Below are 23,217 nucleotides of genomic sequence, written 5' to 3'. Positions count from 1 at the left end.
CTAGGTGATCATGAACTTATGGCGGCGACACGCCGACGAGCCGTGCCATAAGTCCATGATCAACGCGTACCGGCGCGGGCGGGGTCAGAAGCGGGGCATGCCGCCGAATTGGCGGTCGCCGGCGTCGCCGAGGCCGGGGACGATGAACATCTGGTCGTTCAGGTGGTCGTCGATGGAGGCGGTGACGATGCGGAGGGGGAGGCCGGAATTGCGGAGGCGCTCGATGCCGGCGGGGGCGGCCAGGACGCAGAGCACCACGATGTCGGTGCAGCCGCGGTCGGCGAGCAGGCGGCAGCAGTGTTCGAGCGAGCCGCCGGTGGCCAGCATCGGGTCCAGGACCAGCACCGGCTTGCCGGTGAGGTCGCCGGGCAGGGACTCCATGTAGGCGCGCGGCTCGAAGGTGTGCTCGTCGCGGGCCAGGCCCACGAAGCCCATCGAGGACTCGGGCAGCAGGCTCAGCGCGGCGTCGGCCATGCCGAGCCCGGCGCGCAGCACCGGCACCAGCAGCGGCGGGTTCGCCAGACGGGTGCCCACCGCGGTCGCGACCGGGGTCTCGACCGGGAACGTGTCGGCCTTGAAGGTGCGCGTGGCCTCGTACGCCAGCATGGTCGTGAGCTCGTGCAACGCGGCCCGAAAGCTGCTCGAGTCGGTGCGGGAGTCGCGCATGGCGGTGAGGCGGGCCTGGGCCAACGGGTGATCAACGACGAGTACGTCCACGACGTGAAACTACCCGCCCGTGGCCGCCCGCGTCGCGCCAACCGGCGTCGAAAGCTCCGACGCCGGTGGTGTAGACGCCTCAGCCCGCCCCGTGCACCGCGACACGGACCCGCTCGTCGGCCGCGTGCGCAGCGGCGACCAGCGCGTCCGCGACGTGCACGGCACGAGCCGGCTCACCCGGCACCCGATCGGCAGCCGCGTGGGTGACCGCTGCCGGCGGTTCCGGGGCGTGGGCGGCGGCGTAGACCGCGTGCATCGCTTCGGCGTACCGCTGCGGGGTGTGTCCGGCCGCGCAGGCTCGTGCGGCGGCGCCGAGGCGGCGGGCGGCCCGGCGGTCGGTGAGCAGCCGCAGCACCGCGTCGCCGAACGCCTCCGGGTCCGGGTCGGCCAGCACCGCGTTGCCGTCGAGCGTGCCGTAGCGGTGCAGCGACGGGTCGGCCAGCACCGCGGGCAGCCCGGCCAGCGCGGCCTCCTGCAGCACCAGGGCCTGCGTGTCGGTGCGCGACGGGAAGGCGAACACGTCCGCCGCCGCGTACGCCGCGGCCACCACGTGCGGGGGCTGCTGGCCGGTCAGCACCACCCGGTCGGCGACGCCGGGCCCGGAACGGCGCAGCAGCCGGGCCAGCCAGCGCCGCTCGTAGACCGCGCCGACCAGCACCAGCCGGGCCCGGGGTGACGCCGCCAGCACCCGGGCGAACGCCGGGACCAGCAGGTCGACGCCCTTCTCCCGGTTGACCCGGCCGACGAACAGCACCACCGGGTCCTTCGGGCCGATGCCGTGCCCCGCCCGGAACGCCCCGGCCTCGGCCCGCGACGCCGGCCGCTCGGCCACGCCGGTGGGGACCAGCGCCATCCGCTGCACGGGCACCGGCAGGGCGACCCGGTCGAGCACGGCCCGGGTCGGCACCACCACCGCGCGGGCGTCGCCGAGCAGCAGCCGGTTGCCCTCGCTGAGCACCGCGGCGCGGTCGCCCCGCAGCGCCGCGGGTACGCCGAGCCGCCCGGCATAAAGGCGCAGCAGCAGCCGCAGCGCCCAGCCGGGCACCCGGTACGCCTCGGCGTAGGCGTGCAGGTCGGTGTGGTACGTCTGGACGAGCGGCACCCCGAGCCGGGCGGCCAGCAGCACGCCGAGCAGGCCCGCGGGCCCGGGGGTGTGCACGTGGACCACGTCGGGCCGGTATGCGCCGAGGTCGGCGACCAGCTGTTCGCGGGTTCCCCGGGCGCACAGCGCCCAGCGGGCCAGCCGCAGGTCGGCGACCCCGCAGGCGAGCGCCGGCAACCGGAGCAGGCCGGGCTCGTCCGCCTGGTCCCCGTGGGCCGGGACGACGCAGTGCACGTCGTGCCCGGCGGCGGCCTGGGCCGCGCGCAGCGTTCGCAGCGACGTGACGACTCCGTCGCGGCGCGGCAGGTACGTGTCGGTGAAGTGCATGATGCGCACCCCAAGACGGTCGGTGACCAGCGTTGATGTGGCGTGAACACGGCATGTCGGATGTGTGTAGTGACGACGGCCACCGATCCGCCCGATCCCACGACGTGGACAAGATCGATATTCATGAGACCGCGTAGACTTCGCGGCATGACGGCCACCATCTCACCGTTGTCCGAGGTCACGCGCTCCGACGCGGCGCTGCGGACCTTCCTGCACGGCCTGCCCGGCGTCGACCGGGTCGGCGCGGATGCGCGCGCCGCGGGCCTGGGCACCCGCTCGATCAAAACGACCGCGAAGGCATGGGCGATCGACCTCGCCATCCGGATGGTGGACCTGACCACGCTGGAGGGTGCCGACACCCCGGGCAAGGTCCGGGCGCTGTGCGCGAAGGCCCGGCAGCCCGACCCGGGTGACCCGAGCTGCCCGCCCGTGGCCGCGATCTGCGTCTACCCGTCGATGGTGCCGACCGCCCACGAGGCGCTGCGCGGCTCTGGCATCCACCTGGCCAGCGTCGCCACCGCCTTCCCGTCGGGGCAGGCGCCGCTGAAGGTGAAGCTGGACGACACCCGGGCCGCGGTCGCGGCCGGGGCCGACGAGATCGACATGGTGATCAGCCGGGGCGCTTTCCTGTCCGGCCGGTACCTCGAGGTGTTCGAGGAGATCGTGGCGATCAAGGAAGCCTGCGGCAGCGCCCACCTGAAGGTCATCCTGGAGACCGGCGAGCTGGTCACCTACGACAACGTGCGGCGCGCGTCCTGGCTGGCCATGCTGGCCGGCGGCGACTTCATCAAGACCTCCACCGGCAAGGTCGCCCCCGCGGCCACCCTGCCCGTCACGCTGATCATGCTGGAGGCGGTGCGGGACTTCCTCGACACCACCGGCCGCAAGGTCGGCGTGAAGCCCGCGGGCGGCATCCGCACCACCAAGGACGCCATCAAGTACCTGGTCATGGTCAACGAGATCGCCGGCGACGGCTGGCTCGACCCCGACTGGTTCCGGTTCGGCGCGTCCACGCTGCTCAACGACCTGCTGATGCAGCGCACCAAGCTCGCCACCGGCCACTACAGCGGCCCCGACTACTTCACCCTGGACTAATCATGAGCGCTTTTGAGTATGCGCCGGCGCCGGAGTCGCGCTCGATCGTGAAGCTGCAGCCTTCGTACGGGCTGTTCATCAACGGCGAGTTCGTCGACGGCGCGGGCAGCTTCAAGACCATCTCCCCCGCCTCCGAGGAGGTGCTGGCCGAGATCGCCGAGGCCTCCACCGCCGACGTGGACCGGGCCGTCAAGGCCGCCCGCCGTGCCTACACCGACGTGTGGGGCGTGATGCCGGGCCGGGAGCGGGCCAAGTACCTGTTCCGGATCGCGCGCCTCATCGCCGAGCGCAGCCGTGAGCTGGCCGTACTGGAGTCGCTGAACAACGGCAAGCCGATCAAGGAGTCCCGCGACGTGGACGTGCCGCTGGCCGCGGCACACTTCTTCTACTACGCGGGCTGGGCCGACAAGCTGCCGTACGCGGGCTTCGGCGCGGACCCGCGCCCGCTGGGCGTGGCCGGGCAGGTCATCCCGTGGAACTTCCCGCTGCTCATGCTCGCGTGGAAGATCGCCCCGGCGCTGGCCGCGGGCAACACGGTGGTGCTCAAGCCCGCCGAGACGACCCCGCTGACCGCGCTGCTGTTCGCGGAGATCTGCCAGCAGGCCGAGCTGCCGCCGGGTGTGGTCAACATCGTCACCGGCGCGGGCGAGACCGGCGCGGCCGTGGTGAACCACCCCGACGTGGACAAGGTCGCCTTCACCGGCTCGACCGAGGTGGGCCGGATCATCGCCCGCGCGGTGGCCGGCACGAACAAGAAGGTCACCCTGGAGCTGGGCGGCAAGGCGGCGAACATCGTCTTCGACGACGCCGCGATCGACCAGGCCGTCGAGGGCATCGTCACCGGCATCTTCTTCAACCAGGGCCACGTCTGCTGCGCGGGCTCCCGGCTGCTGGTCCAGGAGTCCGTCGCCGACCAGCTCCTGGAGTCGCTCAAGCGGCGCATGGCCACCCTGCGCGTCGGCGACCCGCTGGACAAGAACACCGACGTCGGCGCGATCAACTCCGCCGAGCAGCTGTCCCGGATCAAGGCGCTGGCCGAGATCGGCTCCGCCGAGGGCGCCGAGCGCTGGTCGCCCGCGTGCGAGCTGCCCGACCGCGGCTTCTGGTTCGCGCCGACCATCTTCACCGGCGTGTCCCAGGCGCACCGCATCGCCCGCGAGGAGATCTTCGGGCCGGTGCTGTCGGTGCTGACCTTCCGCACCCCCGGCGAGGCGGTCGAGAAGGCCAACAACACGCCGTACGGGCTGTCGGCCGGGGTGTGGAGCGAGAAGGGCTCCCGCATCCTCGCCATCGCCGACCAGCTGCGGGCCGGTGTCGTCTGGGCGAACACGTTCAACAAGTTCGACCCGGCCTCGCCGTTCGGTGGTTACAAGGAATCGGGATACGGCCGCGAGGGCGGCCGCCACGGGCTGGAGGCCTACCTTGCCGGCTAAGAAGAAGGAGTCCGCGGACTCCGTCGCCTCCGCCACCCGGGTCACCGCGGGCGCCGTCCTGCCGCGGCTGGCCGTACGCAAGACGTACAAGCTCTACATCGGTGGTGCGTTCCCGCGCAGCGAGTCGGGCCGCACCTACGTCGTCGCCGACAGCAAGGGGCAGTTCGTGGCCAACGCCGCCCAGGCTTCCCGCAAGGACGCCCGTGACGCCGTGCTAGCCGCGCGGGCTGCGTTCGGCAAGTGGTCCGGCGCGACGGCATACAACAAGGGCCAGGTCATCTACCGGGTCGCGGAGATGCTCGAGGGCCGCCGCGACGAATTCGCCGCGCTGGAGGTGCCCGCGTCCGAGGTGGACGAGGCGGTCGACCGCCTGGTCTGGTACGCCGGCTGGACCGACAAGCTCGCGCAGGTCGTCGGCGGGGCGAACCCGGTCGCCGGGCCGTACTTCAACATCTCGTCGCCCGAGCCAAGCGGCGTCGTCGCGGTGGTCGCGCCGTCCGCGCCGACCCTGCTCGGCCTGGTCAGCGTCATCGCCCCGGCGATGGCCACCGGCAACACGGTCGTCGTGATCACCGACGCCCCGCGCGTCGCGATCACCCTGGCCGAGGTGCTGGCCACCTCCGACGTGCCCGGCGGCGTGGTCAACATCCTCACCGGCTCCGCTGCCGAGATGGCCCCCTGGCTGGCCTCGCACAGCGACGTCAACGGCCTGGACCTGACCGGCCTGGCCGACGCCAAGCTGGCCCTGGAGCTGGAGCAGGCCGCCGCGGAGACCCTCAAGCGGGTACGCCGCCCGGCCGCCGTCGACTGGTCCGCCGACCCCGGCCTCGCCCCCATGACCGCCTACCTCGAAACCAAGACGGTCTGGCACCCCAAGGGCATCTGACGAAAGAAGCGCCCCCGCACATCGTTTGGGAGGAAGGGCACCTGCACATCGCCATGCGTTGTGAAGGTGCCCTTCCCGACATTCCCGGTCGCTGAGCTGGGTGCGCGGGTTCGCTAGGGTGGCCGACCATGAGCAGCCCCTCCTCCGACTCCGGCCCGGTCCAGCATGTCGGCAAGGCGAGCCGTCGCCGTCCCATGATCGCCGGAAAGGCCGCCGGCCCTGCCCCGTCCGGTGGCAAAACCGCTGGGTCGCGGTCCGGACGGCTGTGGAGCCTGCTGGCGGTCCTCGGCTTGGTCGCGCTGTTCGTCACCTACCTCGTGCTCGGCGGGTACGTCCGCGGGGCGGTGCTGGCCGTCGCCTGCCAGGTGTCGGCCTGCTCCGCGGCCGGGATGACGACGGCAGGCTGGCTGGTGATCGCCGCCCCGGCGGCTGCGATGGTCTCGGTCAGCCTGTTCTGGACCAGACTCGGCAAGCCGGGCCGGATCGCTCTCGGCGTGGCGACCGGCGTGATCGACCTGGTCGCCCTCAGCTTCATCCCCGGCCGCGGGCGCGACATGTCCGACCTGCTCAAGGGCCCGGGTAGCGACGCGTTCGCCGACGGCATCCTGTGGGGGCTCGGCGGGGCCGGGGCGATCCTGCTGTTCCTGCTGATCATGGTGTTCGTCGCGAAGGCGGTCCCGGTCGTCGAGCGCCGCTACAACACCATCGCGCTGTACGCCGCGATGGCGCTGATGATCAGCGCGCTGCCGGTCGCCATCGCCAAGAGCGACCCGACCTGGGTACGCGCCACCGAGATCTTCCCCGCCGAGCTGACCATGAACGGCGACCGCCTCGTCCGCACCGCCGCCGACGAGATACGCGGCTGCGACGGGGTGCTGCCCGACGACGCGCTGCTCAACCGGCGCAACTGCTACCTGACCGTGCGCGCGACGTTCACCACCGACGACAGCGACGCGGTCGCCACCTTCCGGGCCGTGCTGTACGCCGACGCCGAGACCGCCGACGAGGTGCGCGCCGGCCTGCCCCGCGGGCTCACCCCGGTCGGTGTCACCGGCAGTGCGATCACCGTGCTGTCCACCACCTACACCTGGGTGCTGGTGGGCGCGGGCGGGCACGCCGACGGCCGCACGATCGCCGCGGACGAGCGCCCCTGGGTGCTGTGGCCGCTGCGCCAGGTCAGCTACCACTTCATCGGGGTGCAGGGCGGCCTGCTCATCGACCCGGACCCGGACGACGAGATCCGACCCCGCACCCCCTGAATCCCCGGCAATCGCTCGCCCGCCACGATCCCTCCCGGATCTTGTGCACTTCGTGTCGCCCTGGCCGCACAAAGTGCACAAGATCTGTTCCGTTCGGTGGGCGCTCTGCGATCCTGGGTCGGGTGAAGGGGGTGCCGCGTGGGTGAGGCGAGCTGGATGCGGGCACGCGCGCAGGAGATCGCGGACGAGGTCCTCTTCCCGGCCGCGCTCGCGGTCGACGCCGCCGACCGGGTGCCCGCGTCGCAACTGGACCTGCTCGCCGCCGAGGGCTTCTACGGCGTCGCCGCGCCACCGGACGCCGGCGGTTTCGGGATGGACCTCCCGTTCGCGGCCTCGCTCGTGGAGAGCCTGGCGAGCGGCTGCCTGAGCACCGCGTTCGTCTGGCTGCAGCACCACGGCCCGGTGCTGGCCGCGGCCTACAGCGACCGTCCCGGCATCCGTGCGACCTGGCTGGAACCCCTGGCCAAGGGGGCACGCCGGGCCGGCATCGCGCTGGCCGGGCTGCGCAGCCCCACCGCACCGATGCGGGTGCGCGCCGTCGACGGCGGTTACCTGCTCGACGGGGTGGTGCCGTGGGTGACCGGCTGGCACATGATCGACACGTTGTACACCGCCGCCCGCGACGAGCACGACGACGTGCATTTCCTGTTCGTCGACGCGATCGACGCGCCGACCCTGGCCGCCACGCCGCTGGAGCTGGTCGCGGTGCAGGCGAGCCGGACCGTCGACGTGCGCTTCGACGGCCATTTCGTGCCCGCGGACCGGCTCGCCGACGTGCAGGCGTACGGGAAATGGTCGTCATCGGACGCGAGCGGCTCGGCCCTGAACGGCTTCCTCGCGCTCGGTGTGGTGAATCGCTGCTGCCGGCTGATCGGGCCGAGCCCGCTCGACGCCGAACTGGCCACGGCCCGCGTCGCGCTGCTGGCCGCTGACGCGAACGCGGTGCCCGCCGCCCGTGCGGCCGCCTCCGACCTGGTGCTGCGGGCCACCGCGCAGCTGGCGGTGCAGACCGGAGCGCGGGCCGTGCTGCGTGGCGACCATGCCCAGCGGCTGCTCCGGGAGGCGGCGTTCCTGCTGGTGTTCGGCAACCGTCCGGCCATTCGCGACGCCCTGCTGACGCGACTGCGGGCCATTCCCCCACGGTGATCCACCGGGCTGCCCGCACCGCAGTGCCTGTGCCAGTGCGGCGATCTGCCGCACCGCTCGCTCGGCTGCGGCAGGCTCGGCATCGGCGGTCCGAGATTTCTTCCGGCATCGTAAACACCGCGCTCGTGCGGTGGCGTCTTAGCCGCGAGACCACCGCACACCGGCTGAGGAGACCCCCGTGCACCCGGAGTTCGAGGATTACGTCCGCGCCCGTTCCGGGCCACTGGTCGGCTTCGCGTACCTGCTCTGCCGCGACCGGCACCTGGCCGAGGACCTGGTGCAGGACGTGCTGGCCAAGGCGTACCACCGGTGGGACCGCATCGAGGCGGAGAACCCGGACGCCTACCTGCGCAAGGCGGTCGTGTGGGCGCACTCCTCCTGGTGGCGGCGGCTGTCGCACCGGGAGCGCCCGCTGGGGACCACCCCGGACACCGCGGACGCCGGCGACTTCGCGCAGCGCCACGCGGTGCGCGACGAGCTCTGGGCGCTGCTGGGCACGCTGCCCCGCCGCCAGCGCACCGTGCTCGTGCTGCGCTACTTCGAGGATCTGGACGACGAGCGCATCGCCGAGCTGATGGACTGCGCGCCCGCCACGGTGCGGGTGCACGCGTCTCGCGGACTGGCCACGCTGCGCGACCGGGTCGACGCGCCGACACCCGTGCCCGCGGGCGAGCGGAACTTCCCCGGTGTGCCGGTGGACGCGGTGCGCCGCCGGTCGGCCGGGGTGCGGCTGCGCCGCCGGGCGGCCCTGGCCGCGACCGCGGCCGCGGTGCTCGCCGCGCTGCTCGTGCTGGCGCCGGTCTGGCGGGGCGAGCAGCCGCCGCCCGTGGTCACCCCGACGCCGACGCCGACCCCGGCCGTAAGCGTCAGCCCGTCGGCCACCGCCACGGCGGCGCTCGTGCCGCGGCCGGCCACGGAGCCGCTGCCGGTGTTCCCGTACCAACTGGGCTTCGTACCGGCGCAGACCGGACCGCTGCAGGTCGTCTCCGCGCTCGACATGACGGGTGTGGAGAGCACCGGCGGCCCGCAGCAGCTGCTGATCTACGCCGGGCCGACCCCGTACGACTGGGACTGGGAGGCGGCCGAGACGAAGAACACGCAGGTGAACGGGGTGGCGGCGACGCTGCGCACGGGCACCGGCGAGAACGGTGAGCTCCGGGTCGGCCTGACCTGGCGGCGCGACGGCCGGTGGGTGACCGTGCAGAGCTTCCGCGACCTGACCGTGGCGCAGGTCGAACGGATCGCCCGCGAGCTGCGGCCCGGCCGGATGACCGCCACTCCGCAGATCACCTACACGCTGATGCCGGACGGATACGAGGTCAGCAGCCTCGACTCGGGACACGTCTGCCTGAGCCGCGAGCCCCGGCTGACGTACCAGGATCCGGAGGGCGTCTGCGTCAACGTCGGGAACGACACGAGCCTGGTGCCGCCGACCAGCTCACTGACGGTTGGCGGACGGCCCGCCCAGATGACCCGGGTCGCCGAGGGCAGAATTACCGAACTCGCGATCCTGCTCGACGAGCGGCGGATCTTGCTGATCATGCAGAGCCGGAGCGATCTGAGCGAGGTCGACCTGATCAGGTTCGCCGAGAGCATCACGGTGGCCGGGCCTGCCGGGCAGTGACCCACGCCATCGGGCACGATGGACAGCGTGGCGCGTCCGTTCGATCCCCGTCTGCTCCGGCAGGTCCCGTCCACCCGGCGTGACGTGGTCCTGCTGGGGGTGCTCGGGGCGGCTGTCGCCATCACCGTCGTCACCGCGGCGGCCGCGCTCGCCCGAGCGCTGGCCGCCGCCGTCGAGCTGCGGCTGGACCCGGCCGCGATCACCGGGTTCCTGCTCGCGCTGACCGCCCGCGCGGCGCTCACCAGCGGGCTGGGCGTGGTGGCGGCGCGCATGGCGGCCACGGTCAAGGCGAGCCTGCGGGCCGACCTGCTCGGGGCGGTCGGCCGCCGCGGGCCGGGCTGGCTGGCCGGGCAGCGGGCGGGAGAGCTGGCCACACTCACCGGGCGGGGCCTGGACGCGCTGGACGGCTACTTCACCGGATACCTGCCGCAGCTCGTGCTGGGGGTGACGGTGCCGGTCGGGGTGCTGGCCATGCTCGCGTTCGCCGACCTCGCCTCGGCGGTGATCGTGCTGGTCACCCTGCCGCTCATCCCGATCTTCGGCATCCTGGTCGGCTGGCAGACCCGCATCGCGACCGAGCGCCAGTGGCGGCGGCTGAGCATGCTCGGCGGCCACTTCCTGGACATGCTGTCCGGCCTGCCCACGCTGAAGGCGTTCGGCCGGGCCCGCGCGCAGGTCACCGCGGTGCGCGAGATGGCCGACCGGCACCGCGAGGCGACGATGCGCACGCTGCGCATCGCCTTCCTGTCCGCGCTGGTGCTGGAGCTGGTCGGCACGATCTCGGTCGCGCTGGTGGCGGTGCCGGTGGGTCTGCGGCTGCTGGGCGGCGGGATGACGCTGACCGCCGCGTTCACCGTGCTGCTGCTGACCCCGGAGGCGTACGCCCCGCTGCGTGCCGCAGGCACGAAGTTCCACGCGAGCATGGAGGGCCTGACCGCACTGGACCAGGCGTTCACCCTGCTGGCGGCCGCCGGCGGCGGATCAGCCGGGGGTACGCGCACCGCGCCGCGCGGCGGCGTGATCGAGCTGCGCGGGGTGACCGTCGCGTACGAGCGCACCACCGCGCTGCGCGACGTCGACCTCACGATCCGGCCCGGCGAGCGGATCGCCCTGGTCGGCCCGAGCGGCGGCGGCAAGAGCACGCTGCTCGACCTGCTGCTCGGCTTCACCACGCCGACCGCGGGCCGCATCCTGGTGGACGGCGTGGACCTGGCCGAACTCGACCTCGACGGCTGGCGGCGGCAGCTCGGCTGGGTGCCGCAGCGGGCCCACCTGTTCGCCGACACGCTGGCCGCCAACATCGCGCTGGGCACGCCGGACGCCCCCCGGGAGCGCATCGCGCAGGCCGCTCGCGCAGCCGCGCTCGGCCCCGTGGTCGACGCGCTGCCGCAGGGCCTGGACACCGTGCTCGGCGAGCGCGGACACGGCCTGTCCAGCGGCGAGCGCCAGCGGCTCGCGCTGGCCCGCGCCTTCCTGCGCGACGCTCCCCTGCTGCTGCTCGACGAGCCGACGGCCCGCCTCGACGCCGCCAGCGAGCAGGCGGTGGTCTCCTCCACCCTGTCCCTGGTCGAGGGCCGCACCGCACTGCTGGTCGCCCACCGCCCCGCCCTGCTCGCCGCCGCCACCCGCGTGGTCCGCATCGACCAGGGCACCCTCCACGAACTGGTGACCGCATGACCGCCCCACGCCGACGCCCCGCCACGCGGCTTGCAGTTTCGGGGAACCCGCAGGAATCGGCCTGCCCTTTCCTGCACTTTCCCCGAAACTGCCGGACCGCGATCGCGCACGGCGGGGTCGCGTGATGAGCGGGATCGGGGAGGCGGCGGTGCGCGGGATGCGGCGCGACTCCGTGATGCGGCGGGTGCTGGCGTTCGCGTACCCGTTGCGGTGGCGTTTTGTGGGGGCCGGGTTGCTGGCGGCCGGGACCGAGGCGGCGGGCCTGGGCCTCATGGCCGCCGCGACGTGGCTGCTGGCGACGGCGGCCGGACAGCCGCCGCTGATCGCGCTGTCGATCGCCATCGTGCTGGTGCGGGCGCTGGCCATCGGCCGCGGCGTGCTGCGGTACGTGGAGCGGCTGGCGAGCCACGACGCCGTACTGCGCATGGTCACCGAGGTGCGCGCCCGGATCTTCGCGGCGCTCGTCGACCGGCCCCCGGCCCGCCGGGCGGACGCGCTCAGCCGGATGGTCTCCGACGTCGACGCCGTGCAGGACCTGGTGATCCGGGTGCTGCTGCCGATGGCGGCGGCCGGGCTGGTCGCCGTCGCCGCGGTCGGCACCGCCCTGCTCGCCGACCCGGCCGTCGCCCTGGTGCTGCTGGCCGGACTTCTGGTCACCGGGGTGGCGCTGCCGCTGCTGGCGGCCCGGCTGGCCCGGCACGGCTCGGCCCGGCTGGCCCCGCTGCGCGCCGCGTACGCGGTGGACACCGTCGACCTGGTGCACGGCGCGGCCGACCTCGCCGCCTTCGGCGCCCGCCCCGAGTACGAGGCCCGCGGCGCGGCGCACGCCGACGAGCTGGCCCGGGTGGAGCGCGCGCTGGCCCGGCGCTCGTTCGCGGTGGACGCCGCGGCGACCGCGTTCGGCGGGGTGACCGCGATGGCCGTAATGATCACCGCCATGTCGCGCGGCCTGCCCGGGGTGTGGCTCGCGGTGCTCGCGGTGGCCACCCTGGCCGCCGGGGAGCTGGCGCTGTCGCTGCTGGCCGCCGCCCGCAAGGGCGCCGAGATCCAGGGCAGCCTGCGCCGGGTGGCCGAGCTGCTGGGTGAACCTGCTCCCGCCGCCTCCGGCGGGCTGCCGGTCCCGGACGGATCCGTACACCTGCGGCTGCGCGGCGCGGGGGTGCGTTACCGGGCTGACGCCCCGCCGGCCCTGCACGACATCGACCTGGATCTGCCGCCCGGCCGCCGGGTCGCGGTCGTCGGCCCGTCCGGCGCGGGCAAGAGCACTCTGCTCGCCCTGCTCACCGGCGCGATCACCCCGGACTCCGGCCGTGTGACGGCCGGCCCGGCCCCCGCGCAGCCGACCGTGCCCGGCGCCCCGCGGTCCGGGGCGGGCGGCGAGCCGGATCCGCCGACCGCGGACGCCGACGGGACCGGAGCCGATGGCACACCGATCGCGGCGTTCGACCGGGAGCGGTGGCCTGCGGCGGTGACCGGCCTGCTGGCCGACGCGCACCTGTTCCACGCCTCGGTGCGCGACAACCTGCTGCTGGCCCGCCCTGCCGCGACGGACGACGAGCTGGTCGCCGCGTGCCGGACCGCCGGGCTGGGGGACTGGGTGGACGCGCACGGGCTGGACGTACGCGTCGGCGAGGACGGCGCGGAGCTGTCCGGCGGCCAGCGGCAGCGGCTGGCGCTGGCCCGCGCGGTGCTGGCCGACCCGCAGGTGCTGCTGCTCGACGAGCCGACCGAAGGCCTCGATCCCGCGCAGGCGGACGCGGTCCTCGCCGCCGTGCTGGCGCACCGCGGCGACCGCTCGGTGGTGCTGGTGACCCACCGGCTGACCGGTCTCGACGCGTTCGACGAGGTCGTGGTGCTGGACGGTGGCCGGGTGAAGGAGCGCGGAACGCAGGGTTGGGTGCGGGCGCACGGGGGCTGACACGAACCACTAGGGTGTGCGGAGAGTCACCGACCCGGTAGAGGTCGGCAGCTGAACGGCGGAGGTCAGCAGTGGCAAGCACGCTCTGGGACGAGTACCAGGTCTCGCCGGTCGAGGTAGCCCTGCCCGGTGGCAAGGTCGGATTGACGCTGCGGGCGTACCGTCCCGCGAGCGAGCTGACGCCGACCGACATCGCCGACCGCGAGGACGACGACGCGATCTTCGCCGGTCGCACCGGCCGCCCCATCGGCGTCGCCGACGACGAGGAGCTGCCGGAGTTCCAGTGGACCAAGGAGGCCTTGGACGAGGTCGCCGCGGCACCCGCCGAGGACGAGATCGCCGAGCGCGCCGTGGAGACCGCCGAGGCCGATGAGGCTGCCGACGAGGAGGACGACGAGGACGCCGCCGTCGTCTCCGACGAGGAGGTGCCCGTCTTCCTCTCACACAAGGGCCGCCTGCTGCTGTTCCTGTCGGCCAAGGGCCTGGCGGACTTTGTGCGCTCCGGTGCACCGCACGACATGAAGCAGCTCGAAGGCTGGTCGAAGCTGGCGAAGTCGGTCAAGGCCACCGACGTGGTGGCGGGCGAGGACGACGCGTACGAACTGGACCTCGTCGTGGAGAACCTGCGCGGCGGGCCGGACGCCTGGGATGCCGAGCTGGTGCTGCGCGCCGGGGAGTTTGCCAGGGACGTGAGCTACGCTCTTCGCCTCAAGCCCGTCATGGTGGCGCTCTCCCCCGGCTCCCCGCTCGACGACCTCGACGATGCGCTGCGCGCGTCGGAAGAGGGCGGCGTCGGCGCTTTCTTCGCCAAGCGAAAGCTGAAGAAAATCGGGGCAGAGCAGGCATCCATCGGCTGGCGCTCGATTATTGGCAAGATCTCTGGCGCTGTGGACTGGCGCGACTGACCCCTAACCAGGGAACATCAGTCTTTGGCACACGAGGGGTCCGGGAGGAGGACGAGTCCGTGGCGCTCGTGCGGGTGTACTGCGGTATCGCGTCGACAGCTCCGGAGGTCGACGCGGGGGACAACCTTGCGGCGGCCGTGAACCGGCTGACCGTCGCCGTTGTCGACGACTCCGGCAGGCTGCTGGAGTTCTGCGTCATCAACGACGATCCTGCCGGCTACGCGCTGGTGACGTCGCTGCTGGCGGAGAGGTTCGGCGGCTCGACGATGGTCACGGTGGCCGCGGACAGCGACGACCAGCAGGTCATCTCGCTGCTCGCCGCGGCAGGCCGGGCGATCGCGTACACCGATGACGAGTCCGCCGACGACTTCGCCGACCGGTTCGCCGACGACGAGTCTCTCGACGAGGCCAACTCCTCCCCCGACGAACGCCGTGCCGTCGGGCTCGCCCGCGCGCTGCAGGCCGGTGCGCTGTCCGCAGTGGTCGGTCCCGCGCCCCGCGAGTTCGTCGCCTTCAAGCCGGTGCTGGCCGCGCACGCGGCGCTGGCCGTCGGCCGGCACGCCGCCGCGGTGGCCCTGCGCGAAGTGCTGCGCGAGCTGTATCCCGCCGCGCTGCGCGCCTACCCCGACCCCGCCGCCCCGGTCGCCCTGGCCGTGCTCGAGGCGCTGCCCGAGCCGGGCATGCTCGCCGGGCAGTCCGGCTCCCGCAACCGTGACAACGGCGCGACCGCCGAGACCGTCGCCGCCCGGCTCGTCGCCGACGGCGTCTGCGACAGCGGCACCGCCCTGGAGGCGGTCACCGCGCTGCGCGTCGCCATCGCGGAGACCCCCCGCCGCAACGGCATCGGCAAGCAGCTGACCGCCGCCGTGGCCGACTCCGTGCGCCACAGCGTGGCCGCCGTGCGCTCCTCCGACGCCGCCGGCGCCGCCCTCATCGACACGCTCGCCGACCGGATGGCCCCGCCGCCGGTCGCCGCGCCCGCCCAGCCCGCCGCTCGGCGGACCGGTGTCCCGGTCACCTCGGCACCGCCCGCGATGGCCGCCGCGACCGGCGCCCGCCGCCGCGTGCAGCCGACCGCCGTGAACGCCGCCCCGGCGCAGCCGCGCCCGGTGCAGGCCCCGCCGACCGCGCCCGAGCCGGTGTCGAGCACGCCGCTCGCGCCGCCGCCGGTGGACCGCCCCGCGTGGGCGCCCTCCACGCCGCCCGTGCCGCCCGGTTTCGAGCCGACCCCGATCGCGGGTACCCCGATGGTCGCCATGCCCGTGGCGGCGCGCCAGGAGGCCCCTGCCGCGCCCACCCGGCAGATGCCCACCCCGATCCCGCCGCGGCAGGCCCCCATCCCGGCGCAGCGCACCTCGCGGCCGCCGGCCGACGCGGGCAAGCCGTTCGTGCCGACCCTGACCAACGCCGTCATCAGCGGCGAGCGCGCAGCGCGCGGGTTCAACCAGGCCCCGTCCGCGGACCTGCCCGACGAGACCGTCGAGCAGGGACATCTCGGCTACCAGCAGCCCGCCGCCGACCTCGCCGAGCAGGCGCCGCGCGGCTACCAGCAGCCCGCCGAGCCCGTGGACGACGCGCCGCGCGGATACCAGCAGCTCGCTGCCGACCTGCCGAGCGACCGGGCCGACCGCGCCCCCCGCGGCGGTTACCAGCAGCCCGCCGAGCCCGCGAACGACCGCGCCCCGCGTGGTGGTTACCAGCAGCCCGCCGAGCCCATGAACGACCGCGGCCACCGCGGCGGTTACCAGCAGCCTGTCGAGCCCGCGAACGACCGCGGCCCCCGCGGCGGTTACCAGCAGCCCGCCGTGGACCGGGCGGGCGACCTGGACGACCGCGCCCAGCGCGGCTACCAGCCGTCGGCCGCCGAGCGGCTGGCCAACGAACTCGCCGAGCGTGCCCGCAGCGGCTTCCAGCAGGACAGCCTCCGCGACACCGGGGAGCGCCCGCGCTTCAACGCGCCGTCCGCGACCGACGTGCCGATCGACATCACCCGGATGCCGGCCGACCCGCTGGGCATGGCACCGCAGCAGCCCGCGGCCCCCGCCGGTTCGCGCGCCAACTGGCCGCTCAACCCGGAGCCGGAGGAGCCCGCGCGCCCCGCCGACGGGCGGATCACCCCGCCGTGGCTCGACGACGACCTGGTGCTGCCCGAGTCCCCGTCGCTGCGGCTGGTCGACGAGTCGGCCCGACGCAACGGCCGCGGCGGGCGCGAAGAGCCCCCACTGCGCCTGGTCGACGACAGCGCGCTGACCGGCGCGCGGCCCAAGCCGCGCCGCAGCGAGCGGGCGTCCAGCCCGGCCTCCGGCGAGGACGACGACCTGCTGATCTTCGCGTCGGTCTCCTCGGCCTGGTTCAGCGGTCCGGAAACCAGCGCCGAGACCACCTGGAACTCGACCATGGACAGCGGCTGGCGCGCCGCCGAGCAGGCGGCCCGTCCGCAGGTCGGCAACGACACCACCGCGGGCCTGCCCCGTCGCGTGCCGGCGGCCAACCTGGTGCCCGGCTCGACGCCGGAGCGCGAGGAGCGCCCGCTGCGCATAGTCCGCGACGCCGCCGGCATCGCCGCGCACACCAGCAACTACTTCCGTGGCTGGCGCCGCGGCAACCAGGAACTCGGCGGCGGCCCCGGCCAGGGCGGCTTCGCCGTCGGCGGCCGTCCGGGCCGGGAGTCGGCCAACGGCTGGGACTTCAGCCGCGAGCAGGACGCGCGCGACGACCGGGACGACTACAACTACCGGGCGGCCAACTACCGCTGAGCTGCGGCTTCGCGTCGCCTGCGACAGCGGTCGCGCGGTGCCGTCCCCAGCGAAACGGAGGATGGCACCGAGCGAGGCGCACGAGCATGACCGTGTGTCTCAGGCCATAGTCCCTGAGCTTGACCCCCGCTCCGGCGGGCCAGCACGATACGTGTGCGGCAGTGGCTCGCGCCACCGCCCATGCACCCCTTGCACCGCGGAAAGGCACGTTCATGAACAGCGCCACAGGTGGACTGACCCGACGCAGCGCCCTCACCGGCGGACTCGGATTGGCCGCCGCAGCGCTGCTGGCCGCCTGCGCCGAGCCCGACGCAAGCGCCGCGGGCGCCACCGGGGAACTCGTGCTCGGCATCAACCTGGAGCTCACCGGCCCCGGTTCGACCTTCGGCAAGCTGCAGGAGCAGGCGCTGAGAGTCGGCGCGGACGAGATCAACTCGGTCGGCATCCCGTACGGCGAGGGCCGCCTCTACCTCCGGCTGATCTTCAAGGACAACGGCGGCAACGCGGCGACCGCGATGCAGCAGGCCAAGGACCTCATCGAACAGGACAAGGTCAGCGCGATCATCGGCGGCGCGACCGTCGAGACGGCCCGCGCGATCATCTCGGTGGCCGAGCCGGGCAAGGTCCCGTTCCTCTGCCTCAACAGCGGTGACGACATGACCGTGCCGCTGCCCAACCGGAAGTTCGTCTACCAGCTCGGCCCGAACGCCTCGGACGTAGCAGCGATCATGGGCCGCGAGATCCGCAAGCTCGGCCTGAAGAAGGTGGCCATCCTGGCGACCGCGGACGGGCACGGCGACGCGGGAGTGCGCGCACTGCCCCGGGCCATGCTCGCCAGCGGGCGCGAGATCGTCGACACCGTGCGCCTGCCCAAGTCCGGCCGGGCCTACGGCAGCGCGGCCGCACGGGTCGCCGACGCCGAGCCGGACGCGGTCATCATCTGGGCGCAGGCCCCGGTGAGCGCCGCCGCGGTCGCCGCGCTGCGCAACGCCGACTACGCCGGCAAGGTGTTCCTCGACGCGGGCGCCGGTGCGGACGAGACCCTCAACGGCCCCAACAGCCGCGCGATGGAGGGTGCCTACGTCGTGCACCCCGCCGTGCTCGCCGGGGCCCCCACGGTGGCCACCACGCCCTCCGGACGCGCCCAGCGCACCTTCATCTACCGCTACATCCAGCAGTACGGCTCGTTCACCGGCTTCGCCCCGTACGGCGCGGACGCGCTGACGCTGATGGCCACCGCCGCACGGCGGGCCGTCAGCACCGACCCGCAGCGCCTGCGGGGACGGCTCGAGGGCGGTCCGATCGAGGGCATCAGCGGGGCGTACGCCTTCCAGCCCATCTCCCACGGCGGCATCGAAGCCGACGCCCTCACCCCCTTCATCGTCCGCCAGGGCGCCTGGGTCCGCCTCAGCTGACCTCCCCGGCCCGCCGGGCTCCTGGGCCCGGCCTGCCTCCTGTCTTAAAGACTCGCGCCCTCAAACAGTGTTTGAGGGGGCGAGTGTTTTATAGTTGGGGGAAGGGGGGGCGTGGGCGGGCGGTCGGCTGGTCCCGGGGGACAGCACTTCAGGCCCGCTGTCTTGGGGACGGCGGGCCTGTGCGTGCTTGCTATGTCAGGCCGAGGCTCCGGTGCGGGTACGCCGCATCGAGAGCACGTACTCCACCAGGGAGATCAGCACCTGCTTGGTCGACTCGCGGTTACGCGCGTCGCAGCTGACCACCGGCACGTCCGACGAGATCGCCAGCGCGTCCCGTACGTCCTGGGCGTTGTGGTACTGCTGCCCGTCGAACTGGTTGATCGCGATCAGGTAGGGCAGCTTGCGGTGTTCGAAGAAGTCGATCGCCGCGAAGCAGTCTGCCAACCTGCGTGTGTCCACCATGACCACCGCGCCGATCGCGCCCCGCACCAGCTCGTCCCACATGAACCAGAAACGCGTCTGGCCAGGCGTGCCGAACAGGTACAGGATCAGGTCGCGATCGATGGAGATACGGCCGAAGTCCATGGCCACCGTGGTGGTGGTCTTGTTGGGGACCGAGCGCGTGTCATCCACGCCGACACCGGCCGAAGTCATAATCGCTTCAGTGGTCAGCGGCGTGATCTCCGAAACGGACCCAACGAGCGTCGTCTTACCGACGCCGAAGCCGCCGGCGATGACAATCTTCGCCGATGTCACACGACCGCCAGGCTGTTGCGCCGGGCGGTGTGACATGTCAGAGCCTCCGAAGTCCACTGAGTACCCTCTCCAGCAGTTCAGTGCCTACCGCGTCGTTACTCTCAAACGACGTCGGCTCGTATACCGCGACCAGGCCGTCTGCCGCCATGTCCGCGATGAGGACACGGGCGACACCGAGCGGCAGCCGCATCCGTGCCGCGATCTCCGCAAGCGACTGCACCTTGCCGTCGCAGAGGGACGCGATGTGTTGATGTTCCTTCCCGTGGCCGCCGCGACCGGAGGTGCCAGCGGAGCGACCACGTACGGTCGTCTCCACCAGCGCCTCGATCGCGATCTCCAATCGCGGCCGGGTGCGGCCACGGGTCACGGCGTACGGCCGTACCAATGCACCGGTCGGTTCTTCTCTGTCGGGCATCGTCGCCGTTCACCCCCTTCCCCAGTGCCGTCCCCGGACCCTCCGGGACGGTTTTGCCTCAGCCCAGCACGCCTGCGGCGCTACGCGGGGCCGGGGTGAGCGCGTCGCCCACCCGGTCCACGAGGAGCGCCATCTCGTACCCGACCTGGCCCACGTCACAGCTTCGCGAAGCGAGCACCGCGAACGAGGAGCCATCGGAGATGGACATCAGGAAAAGGAACCCGTTGTCCATCTCCACGACAGTCTGCAACACCGCGCCACCCTCGAAACAGCGGGCGGCACCTTGTGTGAGGCTCACCAGACCGGATGAGATGGCGGCCAGCTGGTCGGCCCGGTCCCGGGGAAGGTCCCGGGAAGACGCGAGCAAAAGGCCGTCCGCGGACACCGCGACCGCATGGGCGACGCCCGGCACCCGGTCGGCGAAGTTGGCCAACAGCCAACCAAGATCCTGCGTAGTGGTCATGCCTCCTGCTCCTTGCCAGACTGGCTTCCGGTCTCGGTGGAGCCCGGAATCACATCATCGTCCTTGTGCTGAGTGCGGCCGCGCTGCACCCCGCGGTGGTAGGCGGAGAGCAGTCCGCGGACGCCCTCCGGCGTGCGGCGCTGCACGGTGGTAGCGCCCTTCTCCACACCGCCGGGAACCAGCTGTGCCATCGGGGTGCGCTTGGGCAGCCCCGCGGCCGTCGATTCCGAGGGTGTCGTGTTGTTGGCGATCGCCGTGGCGGCCGCCCATCCGTCGTCGGCGGCCGTCTGCCAGCTCGGCCGGTAGGGCGCCGGAACTTCGTAGCCGGCGGCCTCTCGGCCAGACTGCGTACTCCCCATGCTCACGTCCCTGCTCGGCAGGTCGGAAGCTCCCGCCGCTGTGCTGCTGACCTTCGGTGCACCGTTGCTCCCGTGCCCGTTACGTTCAACGGCGGGGAACTGTGCGGTGATCGTAGTGTCTGGGGGGACGTTCGCGGGAGGGGCAGTTTTCTCGTCCTGAGCTGGCGCATCGACTGCCGTACGCCGTGTGCTGAACCAGGCCGACTCGAGCTCCCGGAAGATCGGCAGCTCCATGGTCTCGTCGGCGAACGGGATACGCGTGTCCACGACCGGGTACTCGTCCGGAATGCGCGGCATCTCGGCCGTCATGTCCGGCGTCACCGACGGGTTGTCCTCGCGGCTCACCGGCGGCCAGGTCGGCGGCACGGCGGACGCGGGAACGTCGATCGGGGCTGCCGAGACGGGCGCGGCCGAGACGGGCACCGCGGAGACCGGGACGGCCGAGATCGGCATACCGGGGTTCGTGTACGGGCTGCTCGGCGCCTGCGGCGACGAAGTGGGTGCCACCGGCCCGGCCCAGCTCTGCTGGTTCCAGGACGGGTTCGCCCGCTCCTCCTGCGGCGACGACGGCTGCCGCGGGATCTGCGGCCCACCGAACGACTCCGGCCGGTCCGTGTCCACCGGGCGTTCCACCCGGCGCTGCGGCAACGCCTCGCCGAAGCCGGCGCCGGAGCGCGACGCGTCGGAGCCGTTGACGCCGGTCAGGTCCGACCACGCCGGCATGCCGGCCCGCGAGGGCGGCGCGCTGACGGGCAGTTCCGGTGCGGGCGGAGCGGGTGGCGCGTCGAAGAGCCGCCCGCCGCTGCCGCCGTTGAATCCACGGCCTGCCCCGGCCGGTGCACTCGCCCCAGAGCCCGACTCCAGCGCCAGCGGCGCGAAGGAGGACGAGCGCTGCGGCGGGGCCGCCGGAGCCTGCTGGCGCATGTTGGGGGCCGGGGCGAACCCGGGCAGTTCCCGCGACGGAGCGCCCGCGCCGCGACCCGCCAGCGCCCGCGGCACGAGCACCGCGGTCGGCAGCGTGACGTCGGCGATGATGCCCCGGTCGGCCGAGAGCCGCAGCTCCGTCTTGACCCCGTGCCGCGCGGCGAGCCGCGCGACCACGACCAGGCCCATCATCCGGGAGACCGCCACGTCCACCTGCGGCGGACTGGCCAGCTTCTCGTTGATCTCGTTGAGCATGTCCGGCGAGATGCCGATGCCGTGGTCCTCGACGTACAGCACGGCGCGGTCGCCCACCCGGCGTGCCTCGACCATGACGGTCGAGTCCGGCGGGGAGAACGCGGTCGCGTTGTCGAAGAGCTCGGCGATGAGGTGCACCAGGTCGTTGACCGCGTGCGCGGCGACCTCGATGTCACGGTCGATGACCCCGAACTCGATCCGGGTGTAGTGCTCGACCTCGGACTGGGCGGCACGGAGCACGTCCAGCAGGGCCGCGGGCTCGCGCTGCACACGGGTGGAGTCGGCACCGGCGAGCACCAGAAGGTTCTCGTCGTTCCGGCGCATTCGGGTGGCCAGGTGGTCCAGCTGGAAGAGCTCGGCCAGCCGGTCCGGGTCCTCCTCACCGCGCTCGAGGCGGTCCAGGTGACCGATGAGCCGGTCGACCAGGATCTGCGAACGACGGGCGAGGTTGACGAACATCGTCGCGACGGACGACCGCAGTGCGGCCTGCTCGGCGGCGGTGCGGACCGCCTCCAGGTGGACCGCGTTGAACGCCTCGGTCACCTGCCCGAACTCGTCCTTGCTGCGCACCGGCAGCGGCTCGGCGATCTGGTTGGCCACCTGCACCGGCGACAGCTGTGAGGACAGCGCCGGGTCGCGCAGTCGGGCGACCGCCTGCGGCAGACCGTACTGGGCGATGCTGAGCGCGCCGTGACGCAGTTCGCGCAGCGACCGGGCCATCGAGCGGGCCACCAGCCAGGCGAAGAGGATCGCCAGCAGCAGCATGCCCAGCAGCAGACCGGTCTGCACGAGAACCTGCTGCGTGACCTCGTCACGCAGGTCGCTCGCGGTGACCTCGACGTCGGAGTCCAGCTGGATCTCGACCTTGCGGAGCACGCCGCCGTGGTCGCGCATGCTCTGGTCCCACTCGGCCGCGGAGAAGTTCAGCGAGCTGAGCGACTCGCCCAGCAGCGCCTCGATGTCGGCCTGGAACTTCGACGACTTGCGCAGCGTCGGGCCGGTCACCTGGCTGTTGAACAGGTCCATGTCCGCGTCGCCGGCGACCGATTCGAAGGCGTCGCGCGCCTGCTCCTGGCCGGTCAGCGTGGCGATGAAGTCCTTGCGCAGACCCGTGTTCAGGCCACCGAGCATGTATGCCCGGTGCACGATGACACGTTCCTGGGAGAGGAACTCCTTGTATGTGGCGATCGCACTCGCCGCGCGCAGGCCGTCACCGAGGTCGCCGCCACCGGCGATCTGGGCGGCGCTGTCACGGATCTGCAGCAGGTAATCGATGATCACCTGGTAGCGCATCGCCGCGTCAGACTGCTTGATCTTGCGGTCCTTCACCTGCTCCCGCACGGAGGGCAGGCTGGAAAGGCCCGAGTCGATCTGCACGAGCAGGTCCCGGAGGCTGTCGTCGACGTCCACCAGCGCGCCGCGCTGCTGCGCGTACGGCTTCTTGGCTTCCTCGACCAGCTTGCCGGCGTTCTCGTAGGACGCCGGCGGGGTGTTGGGCGTGCCGAGCAGCATGACCGCTGCGGCACGCTCGTTCTGGAGGTCGTCGACGAGTGCGCCTGACTCCTTCACCAGCACGGAGAGAATCCGCGTGCGGTCGGCGCCGGTCGCTGTGTCGAGGTTGTCCAACAGACCGTTGGTGCCAACGACGATCGTGGCCAGAGTCGGAACGATCATGATCAGGCCCAGCTTGGACCAGATCGGCATGTCCCGGAGCCGGCTCACTGGCCGTCGGAGACGCGAAAGGACCGCGTTGTTCTGCGTTCCTGGCCGCTTGCTCACGTCACC

The 23,217-nt window shown here is 72.9% G+C and carries 17 protein-coding genes; 11 read left to right on the top strand and 6 right to left on the bottom strand.

The features are described 5' to 3' along the window. Window positions 1–84: 84 nt before the first annotated feature. Both upp and FLL47_RS20645 read right to left on the bottom strand, forming a co-directional pair. Window positions 85–717, bottom strand: a complete 633-nt coding sequence (upp, locus tag FLL47_RS20650; protein ID WP_144122181.1) for a uracil phosphoribosyltransferase — start codon at window positions 715–717, stop codon at window positions 85–87. 79 nt (window positions 718–796) lie between these two features. Next, on the bottom strand, window positions 797–2,146 hold the full coding sequence (locus FLL47_RS20645) for a glycosyltransferase (RefSeq protein WP_144122180.1): 1,350 nt from the start codon (window positions 2,144–2,146) through the stop codon (window positions 797–799). 147 nt (window positions 2,147–2,293) lie between these two features. Between FLL47_RS20645 and deoC the strand changes: the two genes are divergently transcribed. The 11 genes from deoC (at window position 2,294) to FLL47_RS20590 (ending at window position 18,260) form a co-directional block, all read left to right on the top strand. Then, a complete protein-coding gene (gene deoC, locus FLL47_RS20640; RefSeq protein ID WP_120318047.1) occupies window positions 2,294–3,241 on the top strand; it encodes a deoxyribose-phosphate aldolase in 948 nt (315 codons plus the stop codon). A gap of 2 nt (window positions 3,242–3,243) precedes the next feature. Beyond that, entirely contained in the window at window positions 3,244–4,674 is a 1,431-nt protein-coding gene (locus tag FLL47_RS20635; protein WP_144122179.1) for an aldehyde dehydrogenase family protein, read from the top strand. A 58-nt stretch (window positions 4,675–4,732) separates the two neighbouring features. Further along, on the top strand, window positions 4,733–5,560 hold the full coding sequence (locus FLL47_RS20630) for an aldehyde dehydrogenase family protein (RefSeq protein WP_222106134.1): 828 nt from the start codon (window positions 4,733–4,735) through the stop codon (window positions 5,558–5,560). Between the two features lie 128 nt (window positions 5,561–5,688). Continuing rightward, window positions 5,689–6,819 (top strand): hypothetical protein, encoded by a 1,131-nt coding sequence (locus FLL47_RS20625; RefSeq protein WP_144122177.1) that lies wholly within the window; start codon window positions 5,689–5,691, stop codon window positions 6,817–6,819. 138 nt (window positions 6,820–6,957) lie between these two features. After that, entirely contained in the window at window positions 6,958–7,965 is a 1,008-nt protein-coding gene (locus FLL47_RS20620; RefSeq protein WP_144122176.1) for an acyl-CoA dehydrogenase family protein, read from the top strand. A 178-nt stretch (window positions 7,966–8,143) separates the two neighbouring features. Continuing rightward, on the top strand, window positions 8,144–9,589 hold the full coding sequence (locus FLL47_RS45000; RefSeq protein WP_222106124.1) for a SigE family RNA polymerase sigma factor: 1,446 nt from the start codon (window positions 8,144–8,146) through the stop codon (window positions 9,587–9,589). A gap of 27 nt (window positions 9,590–9,616) precedes the next feature. Beyond that, entirely contained in the window at window positions 9,617–11,266 is a 1,650-nt protein-coding gene (cydD, locus tag FLL47_RS20610) for a thiol reductant ABC exporter subunit CydD (RefSeq protein WP_425457738.1), read from the top strand. Between the two features lie 124 nt (window positions 11,267–11,390). Beyond that, a complete protein-coding gene (locus tag FLL47_RS20605; protein WP_144122174.1) occupies window positions 11,391–13,184 on the top strand; it encodes an amino acid ABC transporter ATP-binding/permease protein in 1,794 nt (597 codons plus the stop codon). A 71-nt stretch (window positions 13,185–13,255) separates the two neighbouring features. Beyond that, window positions 13,256–14,089: a DNA primase gene (locus tag FLL47_RS20600; RefSeq protein ID WP_144122173.1), complete on the top strand. Its 834-nt coding sequence runs from the start codon at window positions 13,256–13,258 to the stop codon at window positions 14,087–14,089. 59 nt (window positions 14,090–14,148) lie between these two features. Beyond that, window positions 14,149–16,845 (top strand): transposase, encoded by a 2,697-nt coding sequence (locus FLL47_RS20595; protein WP_144122172.1) that lies wholly within the window; start codon window positions 14,149–14,151, stop codon window positions 16,843–16,845. Between the two features lie 212 nt (window positions 16,846–17,057). Next, window positions 17,058–18,260, top strand: a complete 1,203-nt coding sequence (locus FLL47_RS20590; protein WP_144122171.1) for an ABC transporter substrate-binding protein — start codon at window positions 17,058–17,060, stop codon at window positions 18,258–18,260. A 195-nt stretch (window positions 18,261–18,455) separates the two neighbouring features. Here the strand turns inward: FLL47_RS20590 and FLL47_RS20585 are convergent, their stop codons facing one another. The 4 genes from FLL47_RS20585 to FLL47_RS20570 are packed head-to-tail and all read right to left on the bottom strand — an operon-like array spanning window position 18,456 to window position 23,211. After that, entirely contained in the window at window positions 18,456–19,052 is a 597-nt protein-coding gene (locus FLL47_RS20585; RefSeq protein ID WP_144122170.1) for a GTP-binding protein, read from the bottom strand. 1 nt (window position 19,053) lies between these two features. After that, window positions 19,054–19,431: a DUF742 domain-containing protein gene (locus tag FLL47_RS20580; protein ID WP_144122169.1), complete on the bottom strand. Its 378-nt coding sequence runs from the start codon at window positions 19,429–19,431 to the stop codon at window positions 19,054–19,056. A 58-nt stretch (window positions 19,432–19,489) separates the two neighbouring features. Continuing rightward, a complete protein-coding gene (locus FLL47_RS20575) occupies window positions 19,490–19,894 on the bottom strand; it encodes a roadblock/LC7 domain-containing protein (protein ID WP_144122168.1) in 405 nt (134 codons plus the stop codon). Next, a complete protein-coding gene (locus FLL47_RS20570; RefSeq protein WP_144122167.1) occupies window positions 19,891–23,211 on the bottom strand; it encodes a sensor histidine kinase in 3,321 nt (1,106 codons plus the stop codon). Before FLL47_RS20570 ends, FLL47_RS20575 begins: the two co-directional genes overlap by 4 nt. Window positions 23,212–23,217 lie beyond the last annotated feature (6 nt).

Source organism: Catellatospora sichuanensis (genome assembly GCF_007483665.1).
Classification (GTDB): domain Bacteria; phylum Actinomycetota; class Actinomycetes; order Mycobacteriales; family Micromonosporaceae; genus Catellatospora; species Catellatospora sichuanensis.
This window is presented reverse-complemented; position numbering and strand designations above follow the sequence as displayed.